At 65.6% G+C, this 19,397-nt stretch carries 22 protein-coding genes; 6 read left to right on the top strand and 16 right to left on the bottom strand.

Features of this window, described 5'->3' with window-relative positions:
• Nucleotides 1–66 precede the first annotated feature (66 nt).
• Complete coding sequence (locus EIP75_RS14390) at nt 67–744, bottom strand: CsgG/HfaB family protein (protein ID WP_125243971.1); 678 nt, start codon at nt 742–744, stop codon at nt 67–69.
• 94 nt (nt 745–838) lie between these two features.
• A complete protein-coding gene (locus tag EIP75_RS14385; protein ID WP_125243970.1) occupies nt 839–2,314 on the bottom strand; it encodes a DHA2 family efflux MFS transporter permease subunit in 1,476 nt (491 codons plus the stop codon).
• 123 nt (nt 2,315–2,437) lie between these two features.
• Between EIP75_RS14385 and EIP75_RS14380 the strand changes: the two genes are divergently transcribed.
• The 4 genes from EIP75_RS14380 to EIP75_RS14365 are packed head-to-tail and all read left to right on the top strand — an operon-like array spanning nt 2,438 to nt 4,101.
• On the top strand, nt 2,438–3,040 hold the full coding sequence (locus tag EIP75_RS14380) for a lipocalin family protein (protein WP_125243969.1): 603 nt from the start codon (nt 2,438–2,440) through the stop codon (nt 3,038–3,040).
• A gap of 54 nt (nt 3,041–3,094) precedes the next feature.
• Nucleotides 3,095–3,466, top strand: a complete 372-nt coding sequence (locus EIP75_RS14375; protein ID WP_125243968.1) for an iron chaperone — start codon at nt 3,095–3,097, stop codon at nt 3,464–3,466.
• Between the two features lie 21 nt (nt 3,467–3,487).
• Nucleotides 3,488–3,904 carry a DUF1801 domain-containing protein gene (locus EIP75_RS14370; RefSeq protein ID WP_125243967.1) on the top strand — a complete coding sequence of 139 codons (417 nt, stop codon included), beginning with the start codon at nt 3,488–3,490 and terminating at the stop codon, nt 3,902–3,904.
• A 17-nt stretch (nt 3,905–3,921) separates the two neighbouring features.
• The gene (locus EIP75_RS14365; protein WP_125243966.1) at nt 3,922–4,101 is read left to right on the top strand and encodes a hypothetical protein; all 180 of its coding nucleotides are present in this window, start codon (nt 3,922–3,924) and stop codon (nt 4,099–4,101) included.
• A 269-nt stretch (nt 4,102–4,370) separates the two neighbouring features.
• Here EIP75_RS14365 and EIP75_RS24885 read toward each other — a convergent pair whose 3' ends face one another.
• Nucleotides 4,371–4,499, bottom strand: coding sequence for a hypothetical protein (locus EIP75_RS24885; protein ID WP_274379814.1), 129 nt, complete (start codon nt 4,497–4,499; stop codon nt 4,371–4,373).
• Nucleotides 4,500–4,676: 177 nt separating this feature from the next.
• On the opposite strand from EIP75_RS24885, the gene EIP75_RS14360 reads away from it, so the two are divergent.
• The gene (locus EIP75_RS14360) at nt 4,677–4,901 is read left to right on the top strand and encodes a hypothetical protein (protein ID WP_125243965.1); all 225 of its coding nucleotides are present in this window, start codon (nt 4,677–4,679) and stop codon (nt 4,899–4,901) included.
• A 586-nt stretch (nt 4,902–5,487) separates the two neighbouring features.
• On the opposite strand, the gene EIP75_RS14355 is transcribed toward EIP75_RS14360, so the two are convergent.
• The 3 genes from EIP75_RS14355 to EIP75_RS14345 form a co-directional block, all read right to left on the bottom strand.
• A complete protein-coding gene (locus EIP75_RS14355; protein WP_125243964.1) occupies nt 5,488–5,847 on the bottom strand; it encodes a hypothetical protein in 360 nt (119 codons plus the stop codon).
• Nucleotides 5,848–5,971: 124 nt separating this feature from the next.
• Nucleotides 5,972–7,423 (bottom strand): tRNA uridine-5-carboxymethylaminomethyl(34) synthesis GTPase MnmE, encoded by a 1,452-nt coding sequence (gene mnmE, locus EIP75_RS14350; RefSeq protein WP_125243963.1) that lies wholly within the window; start codon nt 7,421–7,423, stop codon nt 5,972–5,974.
• A gap of 81 nt (nt 7,424–7,504) precedes the next feature.
• Nucleotides 7,505–8,482, bottom strand: a complete 978-nt coding sequence (locus EIP75_RS14345) for a sterol desaturase family protein (RefSeq protein WP_125243962.1) — start codon at nt 8,480–8,482, stop codon at nt 7,505–7,507.
• A gap of 232 nt (nt 8,483–8,714) precedes the next feature.
• Between EIP75_RS14345 and EIP75_RS14340 the strand changes: the two genes are divergently transcribed.
• A complete protein-coding gene (locus EIP75_RS14340) occupies nt 8,715–9,401 on the top strand; it encodes a PEP-CTERM sorting domain-containing protein (RefSeq protein WP_125243961.1) in 687 nt (228 codons plus the stop codon).
• Between the two features lie 23 nt (nt 9,402–9,424).
• On the opposite strand, the gene EIP75_RS14335 is transcribed toward EIP75_RS14340, so the two are convergent.
• The 10 genes from EIP75_RS14335 to EIP75_RS14290 form a co-directional block, all read right to left on the bottom strand.
• Nucleotides 9,425–10,132 (bottom strand): aspartate/glutamate racemase family protein, encoded by a 708-nt coding sequence (locus tag EIP75_RS14335; RefSeq protein WP_125243960.1) that lies wholly within the window; start codon nt 10,130–10,132, stop codon nt 9,425–9,427.
• Between the two features lie 5 nt (nt 10,133–10,137).
• Nucleotides 10,138–10,965, bottom strand: coding sequence for a GntR family transcriptional regulator (locus EIP75_RS14330; protein ID WP_125243959.1), 828 nt, complete (start codon nt 10,963–10,965; stop codon nt 10,138–10,140).
• 35 nt (nt 10,966–11,000) lie between these two features.
• Nucleotides 11,001–11,897, bottom strand: coding sequence for an ABC transporter permease (locus tag EIP75_RS14325; protein WP_125243958.1), 897 nt, complete (start codon nt 11,895–11,897; stop codon nt 11,001–11,003).
• Between the two features lies 1 nt (nt 11,898).
• Nucleotides 11,899–12,765 carry an ABC transporter permease gene (locus tag EIP75_RS14320; protein ID WP_233584867.1) on the bottom strand — a complete coding sequence of 289 codons (867 nt, stop codon included), beginning with the start codon at nt 12,763–12,765 and terminating at the stop codon, nt 11,899–11,901.
• Between the two features lie 16 nt (nt 12,766–12,781).
• Entirely contained in the window at nt 12,782–13,804 is a 1,023-nt protein-coding gene (locus EIP75_RS14315) for a porin (RefSeq protein WP_125243956.1), read from the bottom strand.
• Nucleotides 13,805–13,909: 105 nt separating this feature from the next.
• Nucleotides 13,910–15,211, bottom strand: a complete 1,302-nt coding sequence (locus EIP75_RS14310) for an ABC transporter substrate-binding protein (protein ID WP_125243955.1) — start codon at nt 15,209–15,211, stop codon at nt 13,910–13,912.
• Nucleotides 15,212–15,331: 120 nt separating this feature from the next.
• Entirely contained in the window at nt 15,332–16,393 is a 1,062-nt protein-coding gene (locus tag EIP75_RS14305) for an ABC transporter ATP-binding protein (RefSeq protein WP_233584866.1), read from the bottom strand.
• A gap of 292 nt (nt 16,394–16,685) precedes the next feature.
• On the bottom strand, nt 16,686–18,407 hold the full coding sequence (gene yidC, locus EIP75_RS14300; protein WP_125243954.1) for a membrane protein insertase YidC: 1,722 nt from the start codon (nt 18,405–18,407) through the stop codon (nt 16,686–16,688).
• Complete coding sequence (gene yidD, locus EIP75_RS14295; RefSeq protein WP_125244005.1) at nt 18,404–18,682, bottom strand: membrane protein insertion efficiency factor YidD; 279 nt, start codon at nt 18,680–18,682, stop codon at nt 18,404–18,406. The genes yidC and yidD overlap by 4 nt, the downstream gene beginning before the upstream one ends.
• Nucleotides 18,683–18,735: 53 nt before the next feature.
• On the bottom strand, nt 18,736–19,296 hold the full coding sequence (locus tag EIP75_RS14290; RefSeq protein ID WP_125243953.1) for a ribonuclease P protein component: 561 nt from the start codon (nt 19,294–19,296) through the stop codon (nt 18,736–18,738).
• Nucleotides 19,297–19,397: the final 101 nt, after the last annotated feature.

Below are 19,397 nucleotides of genomic sequence, written 5' to 3'. Positions count from 1 at the left end.
CTTCCGATGAGACAGATCACCGCGGCGTTGCCATACGGGCACCGCCTCGGGCCGAGAACCCAGGCCTTACTTGGCAGGCTTCCAGGCGCCTGAATCGATGGCTGTGACCAGCTTGTTCACGGCCTCGCGCATGGCCAGATCAAGCACCTTGCCGTTGAGCGTGGAGTCGTAGCTGGCCGTGCCGCCGAAGCCGACGATCTCGCGGTTGGACAGGCTGTACTCACCGGCGCCCTGGGTGGAATACACCACCTCGGAGGTCGAGATGTCGACGATGTTCAGCGCGACCTTGGCGTAGGCGATCTGCGACTTGCCGCGGCCCAGGATGCCGAACAGCTGCTGGTCACCCACCTCCTTGCGGCCGAACTCGGTCACGTCACCCGTGACGACATAGTCGGCGCCCTTGGGCTTGCTGGCCTGGCCCTTGAAGCCGGCTTCCTGTTTGATCTCAGCCAAGTTGTCCCGGTCGAGCACGTTGAAGCGGTTGGTCTGCTGCAGATGCGTGACCAGGATGGTCTTGGCCTGGCCACCCAGCCGGTCCACGCCATCGGAAAAGATGCCACGCATGTAGCTGGAACGGTTATCAAACTTGCCGACGGCGATGGGCGAACGCGGACCGCTGTAGGGCTGGCCGGCAGACTGGACCTGGGGCACGACCAGGGCCTGCGACGATTCGGTGGCGCAACCGCCGAGCGCACCAAGCGCCGCCAAGGCGGCCAGGGCCGCCAGCGTGTGGAAGTTCTTCATGATGGATTCCCCCTGAAAAATGGCGGCCTCAACATCTGACCGCTCAGGCCCGCATTATGACCAGCCGGTTGTAGGGCCGGTCTGGCGGATTCCCTCAGACCGGCGAAGCGCCGCCCTCGGCCTTGTCCGCAGCCACCGCCTGCCGCAGCCTGGGCGCGCCATCGCCCTGGCTCACGCTGGCACCGTCTCCGGGCTTGAGGGCCCAGAAGCTCAACGACGACAACACCGTCAGCCCCGCCATCGTCAGGAAGGCGTGGTCCAGCGCGTGCATCACCGCGAAGCGGTCGCTCTGCGCCATGTCGCCCAGGTACCAGCCCACCACCAAGGTGCCGAAGGCCAGGCCGAAGCTCATCGACATCTGCTGCATGGAACTGGCGATGGTGCTGGCCATGCTGGAGTCAGCCGCGTCCACATCGGCATAGGCCATGGTGTTCATGCTGCTGAACTGCAGCGAGTTGAACAGGCCCTGCGCCAGACCCAGCAGCACAATGGCCCAGATCGGCGTGCCCAGCTCGATCAGCGAGAACATGCCGATGGTGATGCCGATCAGCACGGTGTTCACGGTCAGCACCTGGCGGTAACCCAGGCGCTTGAGCAGGCGCCCGGCCACCAGCTTCATGCCCATGGCGCCCAGCGCCGCCGGCATCATCAACAGCCCCGACTGCCACGCCGGCATGCCCAGGCCCAGCTGGTAGAGCAATGGCAGCAGGAAGGGCAGGCCCCCGATGCCCAGCCGCGTCACGAAGCCGCCGACCACCGACACGCGGAAGGTGCGCACCTTGAACAGCGCCAGCTTGAGCAAGGGGAAGGGCTCGCGCAGGGCATGCCAGACATAGGCTCCGAGCAAGGAGAGCGAGAGCACCAGCAGCACCGCTTCCGACGTGACGTCGAGCCGGTGCTCGCCGAACACCTCCAGCAGCCATGACAGCAGGGCCGCGCCCGTGCCGAACAGCACCAGGCCGATGACATCGAGCGGGCGGCGGCGGTCGCCCTTGTAATCGGGCATGTGCTTGTAGATCAGCCACAGCGCCAGCACGCCCACCGGCACGTTGACGAAGAAGATCTCGCGCCACGACAGCCAGTGCACGATCAGGCCGCCCACCGTGGGGCCCAGCAGCGGCCCGATCAGCGCCGGGATGATCACGAAGTTCATCGCGCCCAGCAGCTCGGATTTCGGGAAGGTGCGGATGATGCACAGGCGCCCCACCGGCATCATCATCGCCGCGCCCAGCCCCTGCAGGATGCGCGCGGCCACCAGCATGGGCACGTTCACGGCCAAGCCGCACAGCACCGACGCGATCGTGAAGAGCAGCACCGCCCCGCCGAACACGCGCCGCGTGCCGAAGCGATCTGCCATCCAGCCGCTGACCGGGATGCCCACCGCCAGGCTCAGGATGTAGCTGCTGACCACGGCCTTGAGGCTGAGGGGCGTGGCCTGCAGGCTCACGGCCATCGACGGGATGGCGGTGTTGACGATGGTGGCGTCCAACTGCTCCATGAACAGGGCCGTGGCCACCAGCCAGGGCAGGTACTTCTTGAGCGTCTCGGTGGGCGTGGGCGTGCTGGTCATCGGCCTCCACTATCAGACATCAAGCTTAGGCCGGGCGGCGGCAGGGTCACTACAAGTGCTCACGTCGCGCGCGCTCAAGGCTTGCTAGAACGTGCCATTGCATCGCACCACGGAGACAAGAGCATGACCCCTCGCCTGCCCTCACCCTGGCGCGCCTCGCTCGTCGCCGCCCTGGCCCTGTTCGCCGGCAGCCACGCCCTGGCCGCAGCCGCTGGGCCCCTGCAAAGCGTGCCCTCGGTGGACATCAACCGCTACATGGGCCACTGGTACCAGATCGCCTACTACCCCAACCGCTTCCAGAAGCAGTGCACCAGCGACGTGACCGCCGACTACAAGCTGCTGGCCCATGGCCAGGTGGAAGTGACCAACCGCTGCCGCACAGTCGATGGCAAGGTGGACGACGTGGTGGGCCGTGCCCGCCTGCAGCAAAAGCGCCTGCTGGGCATCCCGCTGGAAGAGCCCGTGAGCACCGCCCGGCTGGAGGTGCGTTTCGCGCCGGCCATCGTCTCGTGGTTCCCGGGCGTGTGGGCCCCGTACTGGGTGGTGCAGCTGGCCGACGACTACCGCTACAGCGTGGTCAGCGAGCCCACGCGTGAATACCTGTGGATCCTGGCGCGCACGCCCACCTTGCCCGCACAAGACCTGGCGGCCATCAAGGCGCGCTTGACCGAGCAAGGCTTCGACGTCAACAAGCTGGTGGCCCTGCCGCCCGCCGAGAGCCGTTAAAGTCCACACACCGCCCCGCGTCCGTGAGGGCATGAGCACGTGAGGGCGGATGACATGGCCAGCAAGCCGACCACCATTGCCGAGTACATCCAGGCCGCGCCTGCTGAAGGCCAGCCCCCGCTTCGGCAGTTGTACGCCTTGCTCAAGAGCGTGGCACCGGACGCGCAAGAGGCGATCAAGTGGGGCACCCCGTTCTTCGTGGAGCCCCGCTTCGTGTTCGCCTTTTCAGCGCACAAGGCCCACTGCAGCTTTGCCCCGCCAGCCGCGGCGCTGGAGGCGTTCCGAGACGAGCTGCCCCCGCGCCAGACCACCAAGGGCACGCTCAAGCTTCCGTACTCTGAGCCCCTGCCGGAGGCACTCATTCGCCAGATCGCCGAGCGCAGCGTGAAGCTGGTGCGTGAGCGTGGCGACGACGGCTTCTGGTGACGAACCTTTTCGGAGGCCTGCATGCCCACCCCTGATTCAAATGATGGCCCCTCGGCCTCGGCATTGATCGACCAGAAGATGGCCGAGCTCGCCGACTGGCGCGGCGAAACCTTGCAAGAGGTGCGTGCACTCATCCATGAGGCGGATCCAGACGTGCTCGAAGAGCTGAAATGGCGCGGCACGCCGGTGTGGTCCCACGATGGCATTCTCTGCACTGGCGAGACCTACAAGTCGGCCGTGAAGCTGACCTTCGCCAAAGGGGCCTCGCTGCCGGATCCCACCGGCCTGTTCAACGCCAGCCTCGACGGCAACACGCGGCGCGCCATCGACATCCATGAAGGGCAGCGCATTGACGAGGCCGCGTTCAAGGCCCTGATCCAGGCGGCTGTGGCGCTCAACACATCTGCCGTCAAGACCAAGCCAGCGCGAAGGAAGTAGCCTGCAGCCCGGGTAACATGACGCTACTCAACGAGGAGCTCCACATGCCAAAAGGCGAACAACGCAGCAACAAGATGTCGAAGAAGCCCAAGAAGGACACCAGTCCGCCAAAGGAATCGTCGAGCACGTCCACCCGGCCCATTGCACCGATGACCTCGGTCGCGCCCAAGGGCAAGCTGAAGAACAAACCTGCCTGAAGCGTCTGGAAAAGAAGCTAAAGCTGCCTGAGAGCCTGAAAGCAGAAGTCAAACCCATCAGGCACTTCATCACTGTCCGCTGCAGAGGCCTGTCGGCAGGGTTCAGATCCTGAGCGCCGGCCACCCAGCCGACGATCTTCAACGACAGTCCTGTTCCACAAGCGGCGTCCGCAATGCCGATGGCTCTGTCGATGATGATCTGGCCCGTCTTGCCATCAGAGAGTGTCGATGGCAAGCCTTGCAGCGCCATCCCTCTCAAGGGGTGGCCGTTACCTGGCCTCAGGGATCGCCATGGCTGGAACGGCGTCTGCCTTGTCCCTTCCGGAGAGCGTCAGAAAGGCAACCAGCGCCATGGCAGCGACGATCACCACGATCAGGAACGGTCTCTTGGGGTTCATTGTGGTCTCCTCAGCGGGGCTCTTGCGGCCCATGAGGCATTAGAGCCCGCCGCGCAGAGGTTGGCTATAGGTCAGAGGCGCGAACGCGCGTCAGTGAGCGCCTACGGCACTTGGGCTTGGCGCTGCCGGGAACGCGCGTTGCTCTGGCCAATGCATCACGAACCTACGGGCACCACCATGGCCAAGTTGAACAACACGATTTTGTCGAAACCGCAGACCGCCGAAATTGCCGCCGGCGCTGGCAAGGCATCGATGCAGGTGAAGGCCCGCGTCACCCCGTCGGGATTGTTGGCGATCGGGGGGTTGGTGAGCGGCATCCTGTTGTCGGTCACCGCCCTTGTGTGGGCATCTACCTCCGTCAAGCGCAAGCATCCGATTGCCTCGGCGCTCGGCAGACGCTGACTGCGCTCAGTGCGAACAACGAGACGGCAGTAGGGCGGTGACTGACTAGAGGGGGATGTAGTGACGCCGCTTGGCGCAAACAAGCTTGCCGTCGCGGTTGACCACATCTGCGCAGGTGGACGGTCCCTGGATCTTGGACTTCTTCAGCTGTCCCCTCTTGTCCTTGCACAGGGCGCTGAGGGTGTCTTTGCTGTTCGTGCACTGATAGTTCACCGACGAGCAGGTCTTGATGAAGCTGCCGGGTGGGAGCCTCTCTTGGCCCGGCGCGTACTGGCAAATGCGTCCGCCACCGGATGAGCCAGCCGGTGCCCGGCCCGAGCCGTGGCCAGAGCCTCCACCAGTGGTGGCGCGGCCACTGGGAGGCCCCTTGGCGCAGCTCACCACAGGGCAACTCGCTCGTGTTGCATCTGCTCTCACGCAACGTGTGGCATCTTGCACGCACCCTGCAGGGCAGCACACCTGCGCCGAGGCGGACCATCCCCAGAGGGCAAAACCAATTCCGATCACGCCAGCGAGCAGCTTGTGCCCGCGCCGGGTACCAGTCTTCATCATGCACTCCTTGAAGGTTGCAATGGCTGTGGGTACTTCAGTGGATCCAGCTGTCAGGACGAACGTCTTCGGGGCACTGCGCCAGCCCGGCGTCGACAAGCCAACGGTCCAACATCACCTTCTGGCCTGTTTGCACATCGACAGCTTCAACGACACGGCTGGTCTTGATGACCAAGGGCTCGTCTTCTGGGCTGCGGCGCACCAGGATCAAGCGCTCCAATGGCACCGCTTCCAGAACATCAACGATGACGCTCTGGAGCTCGCCGTCACGATCAACATGCATGAGCTTCCATCTGGCCAGCGGTTCGAACTGTCGTTGGCTCAGCCGAGCCCAGGCCTGGCTCAAGGCACTGGCGAGTGCATCGAGCCGCGGAACTGCATTGAGGGTGTTGACCATGATCAGCTCCAGGGGGTAAGCCTGGATCGTAGGCCACGACCGGCCGGCTGTAACTCCCGCTGTTGTGGGCACCCAAAGGGGGGCTATATGGCTCTAGCCATCCCCAACATCGGCAGACAAGGATCTACTTGCCAATGCAGAACCTGCTGAAGATTTCTCCCAGCAGGTCATCGGCCGAGAACGCCCCGGTGATGCGGCCCAGCGCGTCATGCGCCAGCCGCAACTCTTCGGCCAGCAGATCCAGCGCCCCATCGGCCTGCGCCGCATGCAGCTGAGCCACTTCCAGGTGGCCACGCGCTTCACGCAGGGCCTGCACATGCCGCTGCCTTGCGATGAACACGCCTTCGGCGTTGTGCTGCCAGCCGGCCAGCGTCAGCAACTCGTGGCGCAGGGGCGCCAGCCCTTCACCCGTGCGCGCTGACAGAGCCACCCGTTCGCCATGCGGCGCCAGGTCGGCCGCCAGATGCGCGGCCACCGCGTCGGCATCTGCCGCATCGGCCTTGTTGAGCACATGCAGCACCGGCACACGCTCGCCCACGGCTTCTGCCAGGCGCTGTGCGATGTCGGCATCGGCCTGCGCATAGGCTTGTTCATGCACCCGCGTCAGGTCGTGCAGGAACAGCACCACATCGGCCTGGCCGATGGCCTCCCAGCTGCGTGCCATGCCGATGCGCTCGACCTCGTCACTGGCCTCGTGCTCGGCCCGCAGGCCGGCGGTGTCGATCACTTTCAGCGGCACGCCTTCGATCTGGATGGTCTCGCTGACCTTGTCGCGCGTGGTGCCCGCAATCGGCGTGACGATGGCCAGCTCGGCCCCGGCCAGCGCGTTGAGCAGCGAGCTCTTGCCCGCATTGGGCTGGCCGGCCAGCACCACCTGCAGGCCTTCGCGCAGCAGGGCGCCCTGGCGGGCGTGGGCCAGCACGCTGTCCACCGCCTCGGCCACCTTGTCCAGGCGCTCGCGGGCGCGGGCTTTCTCCAGGAAGTCGATCTCTTCTTCCGGGAAATCCAGCGTGGCCTCGACCAGCATGCGCAGCTCGATCAGGCGATCGCGCAGGTGGTTGACCTCGCCTGAGAACGCGCCGCCCAGCGAGCGGCTGGCCGAGCGCGCGGCAGCCTCGGTGCTGGCGTCGATCAGGTCGGCAATGGCCTCGGCCTGGGCCAGGTCGATCTTGTCGTTGAGGAAGGCACGCTCGGTGAACTCGCCCGGCTCGGCCAGGCGCAGGCCGGGCAGCAAGGGCTGGCCGGTGAGGCCGTCAAGGCCGGCAGCCGCTTCAAGGCAGCGCGCCACCAGCAGCTGCAGCACCACGGGGCCGCCGTGGGCCTGCAGCTCCAGCACGTCTTCGCCGGTGTAGCTGTTCGGGCCTGGAAAGAAGATGGCCAGGCCGTGGTCGATGGCCTCGCCGCGCGCATCGCGCAGAGGGCCATAGGTGGCATGGCGAGGGGCCAGATCGCGGCCCGTCAGCGCCCGGGCCAGCGGCGCCAGCCCGCGGCCGGACACGCGCACCATGCCCACGGCACCACGCCCGGGGGCCGTGGCCACGGCCACGATGGGGCTGTTTCGATCGGTCCACGCCATCTTGCTGCTCGACTCCTGGAGACCTGCCGCCAGGAAGCGGCGGCCAGGCCTTCATTGTCGGCGATGGGCGCGCCGCGCGGCTCAGACCGCCAGTTGATTGCCCTTGTCCGTCTGCGCCCGCTGCGCGGGCAAGGTGTCGACAAAAGCGGGTTCGGTGGCCACTGCATCCTGCTGGGCCGCGGCTTGGCGGGCCTTCCAGCGTTTCCAGGCGAAGGGGATCAGCAACTGACCCCAGAAGTTGTGCTGCGGGTAGTAGAGCTCGTTGAACAGGCCCATCTTTTCCGGACGCTCCTGGCCCTGGGGCTTGTAGACAAAGGTGCCGAAGAGGTGGTCCCAGATCATCACCACCGAGAAGTTCTTGGCCTCTTCGATCTTGTTGGAGTGGTGCCAGCGGTGCACCTCGTTGGAGCCGAACACGTAGTTCAGCACGCCGAAGCGGAAGTCCACGTTCAGGTGCGTGATCACGGCCAGCACGGCGCCGATGGTGTTGGCCATGATCATGGCGTTGGCGCTCACGCCGGTCTGGTAGGCCACGAACAGCGGCACCAGGCGGCGCCAGATGATATCGACGGGGTGCACCCGGCTGGCGTTGAGGAAGCTCAGCCGGTTGGCGCTGTGGTGCACGCTGTGAAAGCGCCAGAAGAAATCGACCTCGTGCGCGATGCGGTGCGTGACGTAGAACATGAAGTCGAACACCAGCCAGGCCACCAGCACCTGCGCCCACATGGGCAGGTTGTGCGCCGAGAACGACATGGACACCCAGCCCCACTGGAACAGCAGGCCATGCCCGCCCTCTGCCATCCAGTGCACGACGACACCCTGGAAGGCGGTCACCATCAGCAGGCCAATGTTGTTGAGGATGTCTGTCCAGATCTCGCCCGGGGCGAACTCATTGGACTGCTCCGGCCAGAGGTATTGCAGGGCTGTGGCCAAGGCGAAATAGGGGAACAGGTAGTACAGCACAACCTTGTTCTGGTCGTAATCAAGCGCGATGGTGGACCAGATCCCCAACGACACGGCGATACCCAAGAATGCCCAGCTCAACAACAGCCTGCGCATGTGCTTGACCTTTCGGTTTTGCTATCAGCCCCCTGACATTGATAGTTTTACCCTTCATACGTAAAACCGTCAAAAGGGTTTCTACGCGAAATCTTCTGAAAGCCCCTCGTTCACGGGGGTGCAGATCGCACGATACGGCGTTTCACACATGGCGTGGAACGATTTCTTTACACTCCTTCACGCTTGAAGCCTGTCCAGCAAGGAGGGCTCGGTACACACAAGGGAGACACACATGCGATCGATGACGATGCGCGGCCTGGTTCTGGCTGCATCCATGCTGGCAGGCGGCGCCCATGCCGCCTCCGTGAACACCACCATCAGCTGCTCGCAGAGCCTGGCACTCAACGCACTGGGCTCCGGCCTGCGGATCGACTGCCAGGGCGCGCTCAGCATCTCGGGCGGCTCCATCGTGTCCGAGGGGGCCTTGAGCCTCTACAGCGACACCAGCATCACGCTGGCCGATGTCCTGCTCCAGGCCGACTCGCTGGCCTTGTACGCCCCGGTGGTCGACAGCCAGGGCTCGATCCAATTGCAAGGCGACACCGTGGTCATCGAGAGCTGGGACAGCACCACCGGCGCCTTTCCGACACCGGTCAACACCTCTGAGCTGACGCTGCTGCCGGGCAGCGCCGTGGTCTTCAGCCAGCCGTCTTCGCACACCGGCAGCCAACTGACGATCACACAGCCTGCGTCATCCACCACGGTGGGCCTGGACACCAACGGCACCATCTACCTGAGCAATCCGGGTGGCGTGCGCTTCGGCGCCAATGGCACCATCAGCGTCAGCGCCTGGACGGACCTCGGTGCGGCGCCCACGCTGCAACTGCAAGCCGGTGTCGTGCCCGAACCTTCCACCTGGGCCTTGCTGGCCACAGGTCTGGGCATGCTGGCTGTCTCGCGCCACCGCCAGCGGGGCTGAGCGCCTCGGCAAGAGCCCCCGGCTCAGCCCACGCCGTCCGCCACGACATGGTTCGGTTCGGTAGGCTGGCTGAGCACCTGACCCAGCCAGCGCCCGCCCGCTTCCACGTTGTCGATCAGCGGGCAGGGCAGCAGCGGCGCGATCGGCGCGGCCCAGCCGCCCAGCACGGCGCCCCCCAGCACCACCGCCGCCGGGCGCGGTGCGCCCTGCGCCACCATCACGCAGGCATCGCGCAGCAGGGCCGATGCGGCCCCGGGGTCGGCGGCCAGTTCACCGCCACTGGCCTCGACCGTGTGCACCTGCTGCAAGCCCTCCGCACCGCCCAGGCCCAGGCCGCGCGCCAGGCGCTCCAGCATCGGGCCCCAGGCGTGGCCGCCGGTGACCACGGCGAAGGGGCCCAGCGCCTTCGCCTCGCGCATCGCCGCCTCGGCCAGGCCCATCACGGGCACCTCGGGGGCCTCGGCGCGCAGGGCCCACACGGCCGGATCACCGAAGCAGCCCACCAGCACCGCGCGCGGCAGGCCATGCTCGTCCACATGGTGGTGAAAGGCCTCCAGCACGGCGTGGCCAGCCACCACATAGGCCGCCTCGGTGGCGATGTAGGGCTCGCCGAAGCCGGCGGTCAGACCAACCAGTTCAGCCCCCGGCGGACACCAGGGCCGCAACTGATCGAGCAGGCGCACGGTGACTTCGGTGCTGGTGTTGGGATTGATCAGCAGCACATGGGACATGGCATTCAACCCTTGTTGGGCGCCGGCACGGTGCGGCGCGGGCGCCTGCCGCTGGCAGGGGCTTGGCTGAACAAGTCGACCACATCGGCCGAGGGTGCGTCGGGCAGGTTGAAGCACAACCCTGCCTCCATGTCACCCAGGTGCTCGCGCATGCGCTGCTGGGCCTCGCTCAGCCAGGTGGCCACATCGGCCATGCCGGCGCGTGGCCGGCGCGCCTCGCGAAGCGCCGTCAGCACGCCCCGGTGGGCATTGCAGCGGCAGGCGTCCACCCAGCGTGCCGGCACGGCGGCCAGGGCCTGGCGCTCGGACCTGGCCAGCGGCGCATAGCTCATCAGGATCAGCGACGTGCGCGAGATCAGCATGGCCAGCATGCGCGCGAAGGTCTGGTGGCCGGACACCTCGGCGATCATCAGGTGAAAGCGCCCCGACAGGCGCAGCGCCGTGGCATGGTCGCCCTCGCGGCGGGCTTCTTCCTCGGCCTCGATGCATTCCTCCAGGGCCTGCAGATCAGCGGGCGTGGCCCGCTCGATGAAACGGCCCACCAGCACGGCCTCGACCAGGGCACGCGCCTCGAACACCTCGCGCGCATCCTCGATGGAGGGCTGGGCCACGCTGGCACCCTTGTTGGGCTCCAGGGTGACCACCTGCTCCTGCGCCAGCCGGATCAGCACCTGGCGCACCCGCGTGCGCGACACGCCGAAGGCCTGGCCCAGCTTGTCTTCGACCAGCTTGGTGCCGGGCAGCAAACGCTGGTCGATGATGGCCTCGATGAAGCGCTGGTGGATCTCCTCATCGCTGGGCGGCGTGCCGGCCTGCGTTTTCTGCTCGCTCATGTCTTGTCTTTCTCGGTATCCGGCCTCAGGCCCGGTCAATGAGCACGGGCCGTGCCAGCGGTGCGGGCACGCAGCAGCCACACGGCAGCCAACGTGGCGAAGATCACCAGCAGCGACACCACCGTGGTCAGCGTGCCCAATGCGTAGATGGAAGGCGTGGTCACCGTGGTGGTCAGGCCCTGCAGTTCCAGCGGCAAGGTGTTGAGATCGCCGATGGCCTGCGACGAGCGCGCGATCTCGTCCCAGCTGAGGGTGAAGCCGAACATGCCCACGCCCACCAGCGATGGCCCGATCAGGGGCAGCACCACGTGGCGCAACGCCTGCCAGGGCGAGGCGCCCAGGTCGCGCGCGGCTTCTTCATAGGCTGGGTTGAAACGGTTGAACACCGCGAACATGATCAGCATGCCGAAGGGCAGGGTCCAGGTCAGGTGCGCGCCCAGGCCCGAGGTGTACAGGCCCATCAGCGTGGTGTAGGTTTCGAGCAACTCGGTCCATTCCCAGCGCTCGAGCAGGCCTTTCACGATGCCGTCGAACAGACGGAACTGCAGGCCGATGCCCAGCGAGATGATGATGGAGGGCATGATCAGGCTGGCCACCGAGGTGTAGAACAGCAGGCCGCCACCCTTGAGCCCCTTGCGGAAGGCCAGGCCGGCCAGCAGCGAGATCAGCACGGTCAGGCCCATCACCACGGCGCCCAGCGCCAGCGAGCGCCGCAGTGCCGCGCCGATGTCGACCACGCCCAGGCCCTTGAACAGCTCCTGGTACCAGTGCACCGAGGCACCCTGCATCGGGAAGGTCAGGCCCCCATCGGGCCCCTGGAAACTCAGCACGAAGATGGTGATGACCGGGCCGTACAGGAACAGCACGTACAGCCCGAAGATGAGGGCCAGGGGCCAGAAGCCCCGGCCGCGACGCTTGACGGTTCCAGCCATGTCAGAGCTCCTTGCGCAGATCGACCAGGCGGTTCAGCGCCGCGATGATGAGCAGCACCACCGCCAGCAGCACCACCGCGTTGGCCGCGGCCAGTGGGAACTGCAGGTAGGAGGTCTGCACCTGGATGGTCTTGCCGACCGAGGCGATCTGCTGGCCACCCATCACGCCCACGGTGACGAAATCGCCCATCACCAGCGTGATCACGAAGATCGAGCCGATCAGGATGCCCGTGCGGCACAGCGGCACGACCACGTTCCACAGCGTCTGCCAGGCCGTGGCGCCGCAGTCGTCGGCGGCCTCCAGCAGCGAGCGGTCGATCTTCATCATCGAGTTGAAGATCGGCACCATCATGAAGGTGGTGTTGAGGTGCACGAAGGCCAGCACCACCGAGAAATCCGAGTACAGCAGCCAGTCCAGCGGGTGGTCGGTGATGCCCGCGCCCATCAGGCTCTGGTTGACCAGGCCATTGCGCCCCAGCAGCGGGATCCACGAGATCATGCGGATCACGTTGGAGGTCCAGAACGGAATGGTCAGGATGGTGAACAGCACCGTCTGCGCCGCCAGGCTGGGCACGTGGAAGGCCACGAAATAGGCCAGCGTGAAGCCCAGCACCAGCGTGGCGAGCCACACCAGGAAGCAGAACTTCAGGGTGGACAGGTAGGTCTTGACCGTGACGCACAGCTCATCGGTACTGCCGCAGCCGCTGAACAGCGTGGTGTAGTTGTCCAGCGTGAAGCCGGGCTCCAGCGTGTACTCGTTCTGGGGCCAGAAGCTCACGGCCACGATGAGCAGCAGCGGCATCGCGAAGAACAGCAGGAACACCCCGCCCATGGGCAAGGCCTGCAACCAGGAGGGGGGTGATTTCATGCCGTTCTCCGCGGGTTCAGAACGCGTGGGTGATGCCCACGGTGAAGATGGTCTGCTTCTGGCCCGGCGAGCCATCGCCGTACCAGACGAAATCCGCATTGCCCGAGTTCTTCAGGAAGATCAGGTTGCTGTTGAGCGAGGTGCGCTTGGACAGCCTGTAGTAGCCCTGCAGGCGCACGTACTCGGTGTCGTCGTCCGAGCTCTTCACGTCCTTCTTGACGAAATCGGCCGACATGCCCGCCACGTTGCTGAAGGGCACGTCCACGCCCACATCGATCAGGTTGGCCTTGAAGGGCGTGCCGATCTCGACGTCGGTGCGTGCAAAACCGCCACGCAGCTTGACCGGGCCGAAGTTGTAGGCCGCACCCAGGGCCCACATCTCGTCCTTGTTGCCGCTGCCGTCGTCGGCCTTGAGCGTGTCGCCCACCAGGCCTATGCTGAAGGGGCCCGCCGTGTACGTGCCCACCGCCTGCGCGAAGTTGCCGGCCGATCCGCTCACCGTCTTCTCGCCCAGCGCGTAGAACAGGCCGCCCTCGAAGCCGCCGATCTTGGGCGAGCTGTACTTGATCGCGTTGTCGTAGTAGTTGCTCAGCGAGCCGAAGCCGCTGAAGAAGAAGGGCGAGTAGTAGGCGAACACGAAGTAGTTGCCCATCAGGTCATCGGACACGTCCCACTGGTGGCCGATCTTGATCGAGCCGAAGCTGCCGGTCAGGCCGACGAAGGCGCCGCGGTTCCAGTAGGCACTGGTGTTGCCGGCCGTGCCGGTGTCCGGGTGCACGGTGGATTCCAGGCCGAACACGGCGTTCAGGCCACCGCCCAGGTCTTCCGTGCCGCGCAGGCCGATGCGAGAGTTCACGATGGCGTTGTCCTCGATCAGCAGCTGCGATTTCTTGGTGGCGCCGGTGTAGACATTGCTCGCGCTGACCACGTCCAGGCCGAGCGCGCCGTACAGCGTCACGGACGACTGGGCCTGTGCGGCACTGCAGGCCGCCAGCACGGCCATGGCGAGGAGAGGCGAACGAAGGGAAAGGTGCTTCATGGAAAGGTCACTCCAGGATGTGGGGAAACAAGGGATCGACTAAGGGGAGGGATGCGCGGCGCCGGACATGCGCCGCGCGCTTCGGGATCAGGTGCGCGGCCCGCCTCACGCGGCCACGAACTCGTTCCACTTCTGGACCATGTACGTGTTCTCGTCCATGATCGCGTTCCAGCAGGCGATGCCGCCCATGCGGTCTTCGTAGCTGCCGCCATCGCGCTTCTCGCCGGCCTTGGCCAGCACCTGGCCAGTGGGCGACTTGATGTCCTGGCTGGCGGCCTTGCCTTCCATCCAGTAAGCCCACTCATAGGCTTCCATCTTGGCCTTGGCGGTCTCCAGCACGGCGCTGTAGTAGCCCTGGCGGTTCAGGTAGGCGCCGGCCCAGCCGTCGAGGAACCAGTTGATGAACTCGTAGGCTGCATCGAGCTTCTTGCCGCTCAGCGTGGCCGGCACGCCGAAGCCGGCGGCCCAGGCGCGGTAGCCCTCTTTCAACGGCTGGAAAGTGCAGGCAATGCCCTTGGTGCGCACGGCCGTCACGGCGGGCGACCACATCGACTGGATCACCACCTCGCCGGAGGACATCAGGTTCACCGACTCGTTGAAATCCTTCCACAGGCTGCGGAACTGGCCGGCCTTCTTGGCTTCGATCAAGGTCTTGATCGTGAGGTCGATCTCCTTCTTGGTCATGTTGCCCTTGTCGGGGTACTTGTAGATGCCCATGGCCTCGACCACCATCGCCGCGTCCATGATGCCGATGGAGGGGATGTTGAGGATGGCGGCCTTGCCCTTGAACTCGGGGTTCAGCAGCTCCTTCCAGCTGGTGATGGGGCGCTTGATCAGGTCGGGGCGGATGCCCAGCGTGTCGGCGTTGTAGACCGTGGGGATCAGGGTCATGAACTGCGTCGGGCTGGTGGCGAACTTCTTCGACTTCTCGGCTTCGAGGAACATCACCTTCTTGGGCGCGGTGCCCTGGTCGCCCACCTTCTTGCCGGCCACTTCGCCCTTGGTGAACAGCGATGTGATCTTGTCGGCGTTCTTGATGCGCTTGACGTCGATGCCCTTGAGGTTGCCCGTGGGGATGATCTTCTTGAGGCTGAAGTACTCGGTGTCGATCAGGTCGAAGCTGTTGGGCGCGGTCACGGCGCGCTTGGTCACATCGTCCGTGGTCACGGGGATGTACTGCACCTTGATGCCCGTGTCGGCCTCGAATTTCTCGGCGATGGTCTTGTCCTGGTTCACGGCCGTGCCCAGGTAGCGCAGCGTGATCTTGTCGGCCGAGTGCACGGCGGGCGCCAGGCCCGTGGCCAGGATGCCGGTGGCGCCCATCAGGCCGGTCTTGAGCACGGTGCGGCGCGAGGCCTCCAGCGTGGGCAGGGCGTTCTTCAGTGAGTCATCGGTCGAGTGGGACATGGTGCAGGCTCCAGGAAAGAAGGGGTGATGGACGTGGTCGAATGGAAAGAAGAAGGCAACAGAAGGCCAGGGCGTCGCGCCAGGCGCGACACCAGAAAACACAGAGAAGAAGGGGAAGGGCTAGGCCGCCAGGCGGTGCACGTCGTGGGCGTCCCAGTGCGCGCGCGCCGGGTCGCCGGGCTGCCAGGGGGTGGCCTGGTAGGCCGCTTCGCTGAGCATCACGTTGAGTTCGTTGCTGTCCTGCCCGCCCGACTGCAGGGTCAGCAGCACATAGGTGCCCTGGTATTCGACGCCGGTCACGGTGGCGTCCAGGCTGCTGCCCAACGGGACGCCGGCCTCGGTCTCGCGGCTCAGCCGGGTCTTGTCGGTGCGCACGGCCAGGCGTTCGCCTGCGGCTGCGATCACGTTGTGCCCACCGATGAAGCGCGCCACGAACTCGGTGCGCGGCGCATTGAAGATCTCGTGCGGCGTGCCGTTCTGCTCGATGCGGCCGGCGTTCATCACCACCACCTGGTCGGCCAGGGCCATGGCCTCTTCCTGCGAGTGGGTCACGTGGATGAAGGTCATGCCCAGGCTCTTCTGCCAGCCTTTCAGCTCCGCACGCATCTTGATGCGCAGGAACGGGTCGAGCGCCGACAGCGGCTCATCGAGCAGCAGCACGCGCGGCTCGGTGATCAGCGCGCGGGCCAGTGCCACACGCTGCTGCTGCCCGCCCGACAGCTCGGCCGGCTTGCGCTGCGCCAGATGGCCCAGCGACACGCGTTGCAGCAGGTCCTGCGCCTTGGCATGGCGCTCGGCCTTGCCCATGCCGCGCATCTTCAGGCTGAAGGCCACGTTGTCCAGCGCGCTCAGGTGCGGGAACAGCGCATAGCTCTGGAACATCATCGAGGTGCCGCGGGCCGAGGCCGGCAGGTGCGTGATGTTGCGCCCACCCAGCACGATGTCGCCTGCGCTGGCGTCCTCGTGGCCGGCGATCATGCGCAGCGTGGAGGTCTTGCCACAGCCTGAGGGGCCGAGCAGGCAGCAGTAGTGGCCCGCCTTGATCTTCAGGTCGATGTGGTCCACGGCCACGGGGGCCGAAGCGCCTTCGCCATAGCGTTTGACCAGACCGGTCAGTTCGAGGTCGGCCTGCGCGGCCATCGTGGCCAGGCGCTGCGCTTCAATCGTCGGTGCAAGGGACATCGGGAGACCTCCTGCGGCCGGGTGGCCGGTGAGGTCTGTAACGCAATGGGTGTGCCAACCTGTTTTGGCTGGTTTTCAAAGGATTTCGTCCCCTTTTCAGGGCCAAAACGCCTCGTCACCGCGCGTGGCGCACCAGATTGCATACAAATGCACAAATAAATTGCATACAAAAGCGTGCGCTGATTGCATACAAAAGGTGCATCGCAAACAAGCACACCGTTTACCGTGGTCACGCGGCCATGAAAAAAGGGCCCCGGATGGGGCCCTTTGTGCGGGGGAACCAGATGGCCGATCAGGCCTTCTGGGTTGCCCCTTCGATCTGCTTGTTGATCATCCACTGCTGGGCGATCGACAGGATGTTGTTCGTCAGCCAGTACAGCACCAGGCCGGCGGGGAAGAAGAAGAACATCACCGAGAACACCAGCGGCATGATCCACATCATCTTGGCCTGCAGCGGGTCCGGCGGCGTGGGGTTCAGCCAGGTCTGCAGCAGCGTGGACAGGGTCATCAGCAGCGGCAGCACGAAGTACGGGTCCTTCACCGACAGGTCGGTGATCCAGCCGATCCACGGGGCGTTGCGGATCTCGACAGACGACAGCAGCACCCAGTACAGCGCGATGAACACCGGGATCTGGATCATGATCGGCAGGCAGCCGCCGATCGGGTTGACCTTCTCCTCGCGGTAAATCTTCATCATCTCCTGCTGCATCTGCTGCGGCTTGTCCTTCAGGCGCTCACGCATCTCCTGGATGCGCGGGTTGATGGCCTTCATCTTGGCCATCGAACGGTAGGCCTTGGCGTTGAGCCAGTAGAAGGCGGCCTTGAGCAGCACCACCAGCGCCACGATGGACCAGCCCCAGTTCTGCAGCACGCTGTGGATGTAGTACAGCAGCCAGAACAGCGGCTTGGCCAGGATGGTCACCAGGCCGTAGTCCTTGACCAGCTCCAGGCCGGGGGCCAGGGCTTCGAGCTTTTTCTCTTCCTGCGGGCCCACGTAGAGCTGCGACTCGAAGGCCTTGCTCTGGCCACCGGCCACATCGCCCAGGTTGAACAGCATGCCCACGGCATACAGGTTGGGGCCCAGCTTGCGCGCGAAGAACTCGCGCGAGGTATCTTGCGTGTTCAGCCAGGCCGACGCGAAGTAATGCTGCACCACCGACACCCAGCCGTTGTTGGCCGTCTTGTCGAACTCGGTGCTGTTGTCGTCGATGTGCTTGAACTCCACCTTCTTGAACTTGGAGTTGGCCGTGTAGAAGGCCGGGCCCACATATGAGGTGGGTGCACCGAAGAAGCCGGACGAATGCGGCACCACGCCATCACGCACCAGCTGCACATACACCTGCGGGCGCACCGTGGTGCCCGAGGTGTTGACCACCTCCTGCTTGACACCGACCACATAGCCGCCGCGCGGGAAGCTGTAGGTCAGCACGCGCTTGACGCCGTTGATCGGGGCCGATTCGAGCTTGAGCACCAGGGCATCCTGGCCATCGGCCAGGGTCCGCTCGGCCGTGACCGGGGCCATGGCCGAGGTGTGGTTGGGCAGGTCGGTGCCTGCGGCGCCCACCAGGCCCGACTGGGCTGCGTACGAGTGGGCCGGGTCCAGCACCAGCACCTGTTTTTCAGGGTGGTCCTGGTCGGTGTACTTGAGCAGCTCCACCTTGACCAGGTTGCCGCCCTGCGTGTCCACCGTGGCGCGCAGCACGTCGGTGGTCAGCACCAGTTGCTGGCGTGGGGCGGCCGGTGCGGCGCCCGGCACGGCGCCCGAGGCGGCGGTGGCGGCAGCCACGGGCACGCCCGCATTGTTGGCACCGGTGCCCGAAGGCGTGGGCACCGATCCGGCATCCGTGGCGCCTGAGGCGGGGTTGGCCGCACCAGACGCCGCTTCGGCCACGGAGGCCGCCGGCGCGGGCGCGAACATGGAGGGCTGACCGGTGTGGCGCAGCCAGCCGTCCCACAGCATCAGCAGCGAGAACGCAAAGACTGACCACAGAATGGTCCGACGCATATCATTCATGGGCGGGGTGCTTTAGGCGTAGAAGAATTGGAAGACAGGAAAGAAAACAGCCGCGGCGCCTGCTCAGGGGCCGGGTCATGGCCACCCGGGCAGCCCGGGTGACAGCGCAATAGACGCCGCGCGGTCAGATAAGTGCCCGCCACAGGGCCATGTCGCTGCAAAGAATCGAGCGCGTAGGCTGAACAGGTGGGTGTGAAACGGCAGGCCGACCCGAGCCAGGGGCTCAGGAAGAAGCGGTAGCCCCGTACCAGCCCGATCAACAAGGCATTGACCAGACGCGACAAGGCGGCGCCGGCCTGCTTGAGCCACAAGAACCACAGCACGGGCTTCATCGGCGCCACCCTGCTTTCACGCAGTGGGCCAGCATGGCCTGCAGCTCGGCGCGCACCGCCAGCTTGAGCGGCTCGGAAGCCGCGCTGGGGTAATCCTTGACGGGCCAGGGCGCTTTCAGGCGCAGCACCCAGTTGCCCGCCGGGCGCTCGGCACTGAGCCAACCGGCCTGCTCGAGCGCAGCGGCATGCTCACGCCAGAGCTGGCGGGCCTGGTGCTTGATCAGCGACCGGGTGACCGATCGCTTGGCCATGCGCTTGGGCAAGACCAGCCCCAACCGCCACACACGGTGGTGGTGAGTGCGCACTTCATCCACAGGCTCGACCACCTCGGAGGTGGGGCCTGTTGACAAGTCGGCTTCAGGCACCGTGTCCCCCGTGGTCCGGGGGGCACGCCGCGCCAGCGACGGCTCGGCGAAATGCACGGAAAAATGCGCGCTGCGCGCCACGGGCCGTGTGCCCAGGGCTTGCTGGAAATCGGCCGAGCACAGGCGGGGCCGCAAAGCCAAGGGGCTGAGCCAAGGACTGGTCACGGCGCTGCTGATGATTTTCGGAACCATCCAAAAAATTCAGGCTGCCCGAGCAGCGCCAGGGGTTTCCTGGGCACCTCCATGCAGCCTGTCGAGGCAAGACCCACATGCGTGCCGCCCACGAACAAGGC

Source organism: Aquabacterium soli (assembly GCF_003933735.1).
Classification (GTDB): Bacteria; Pseudomonadota; Gammaproteobacteria; order Burkholderiales; family Burkholderiaceae_C; genus Aquabacterium; species Aquabacterium soli.
Note: the sequence above shows the minus strand (reverse complement) of the source record. Positions and strands in the feature narration are given on the sequence as shown.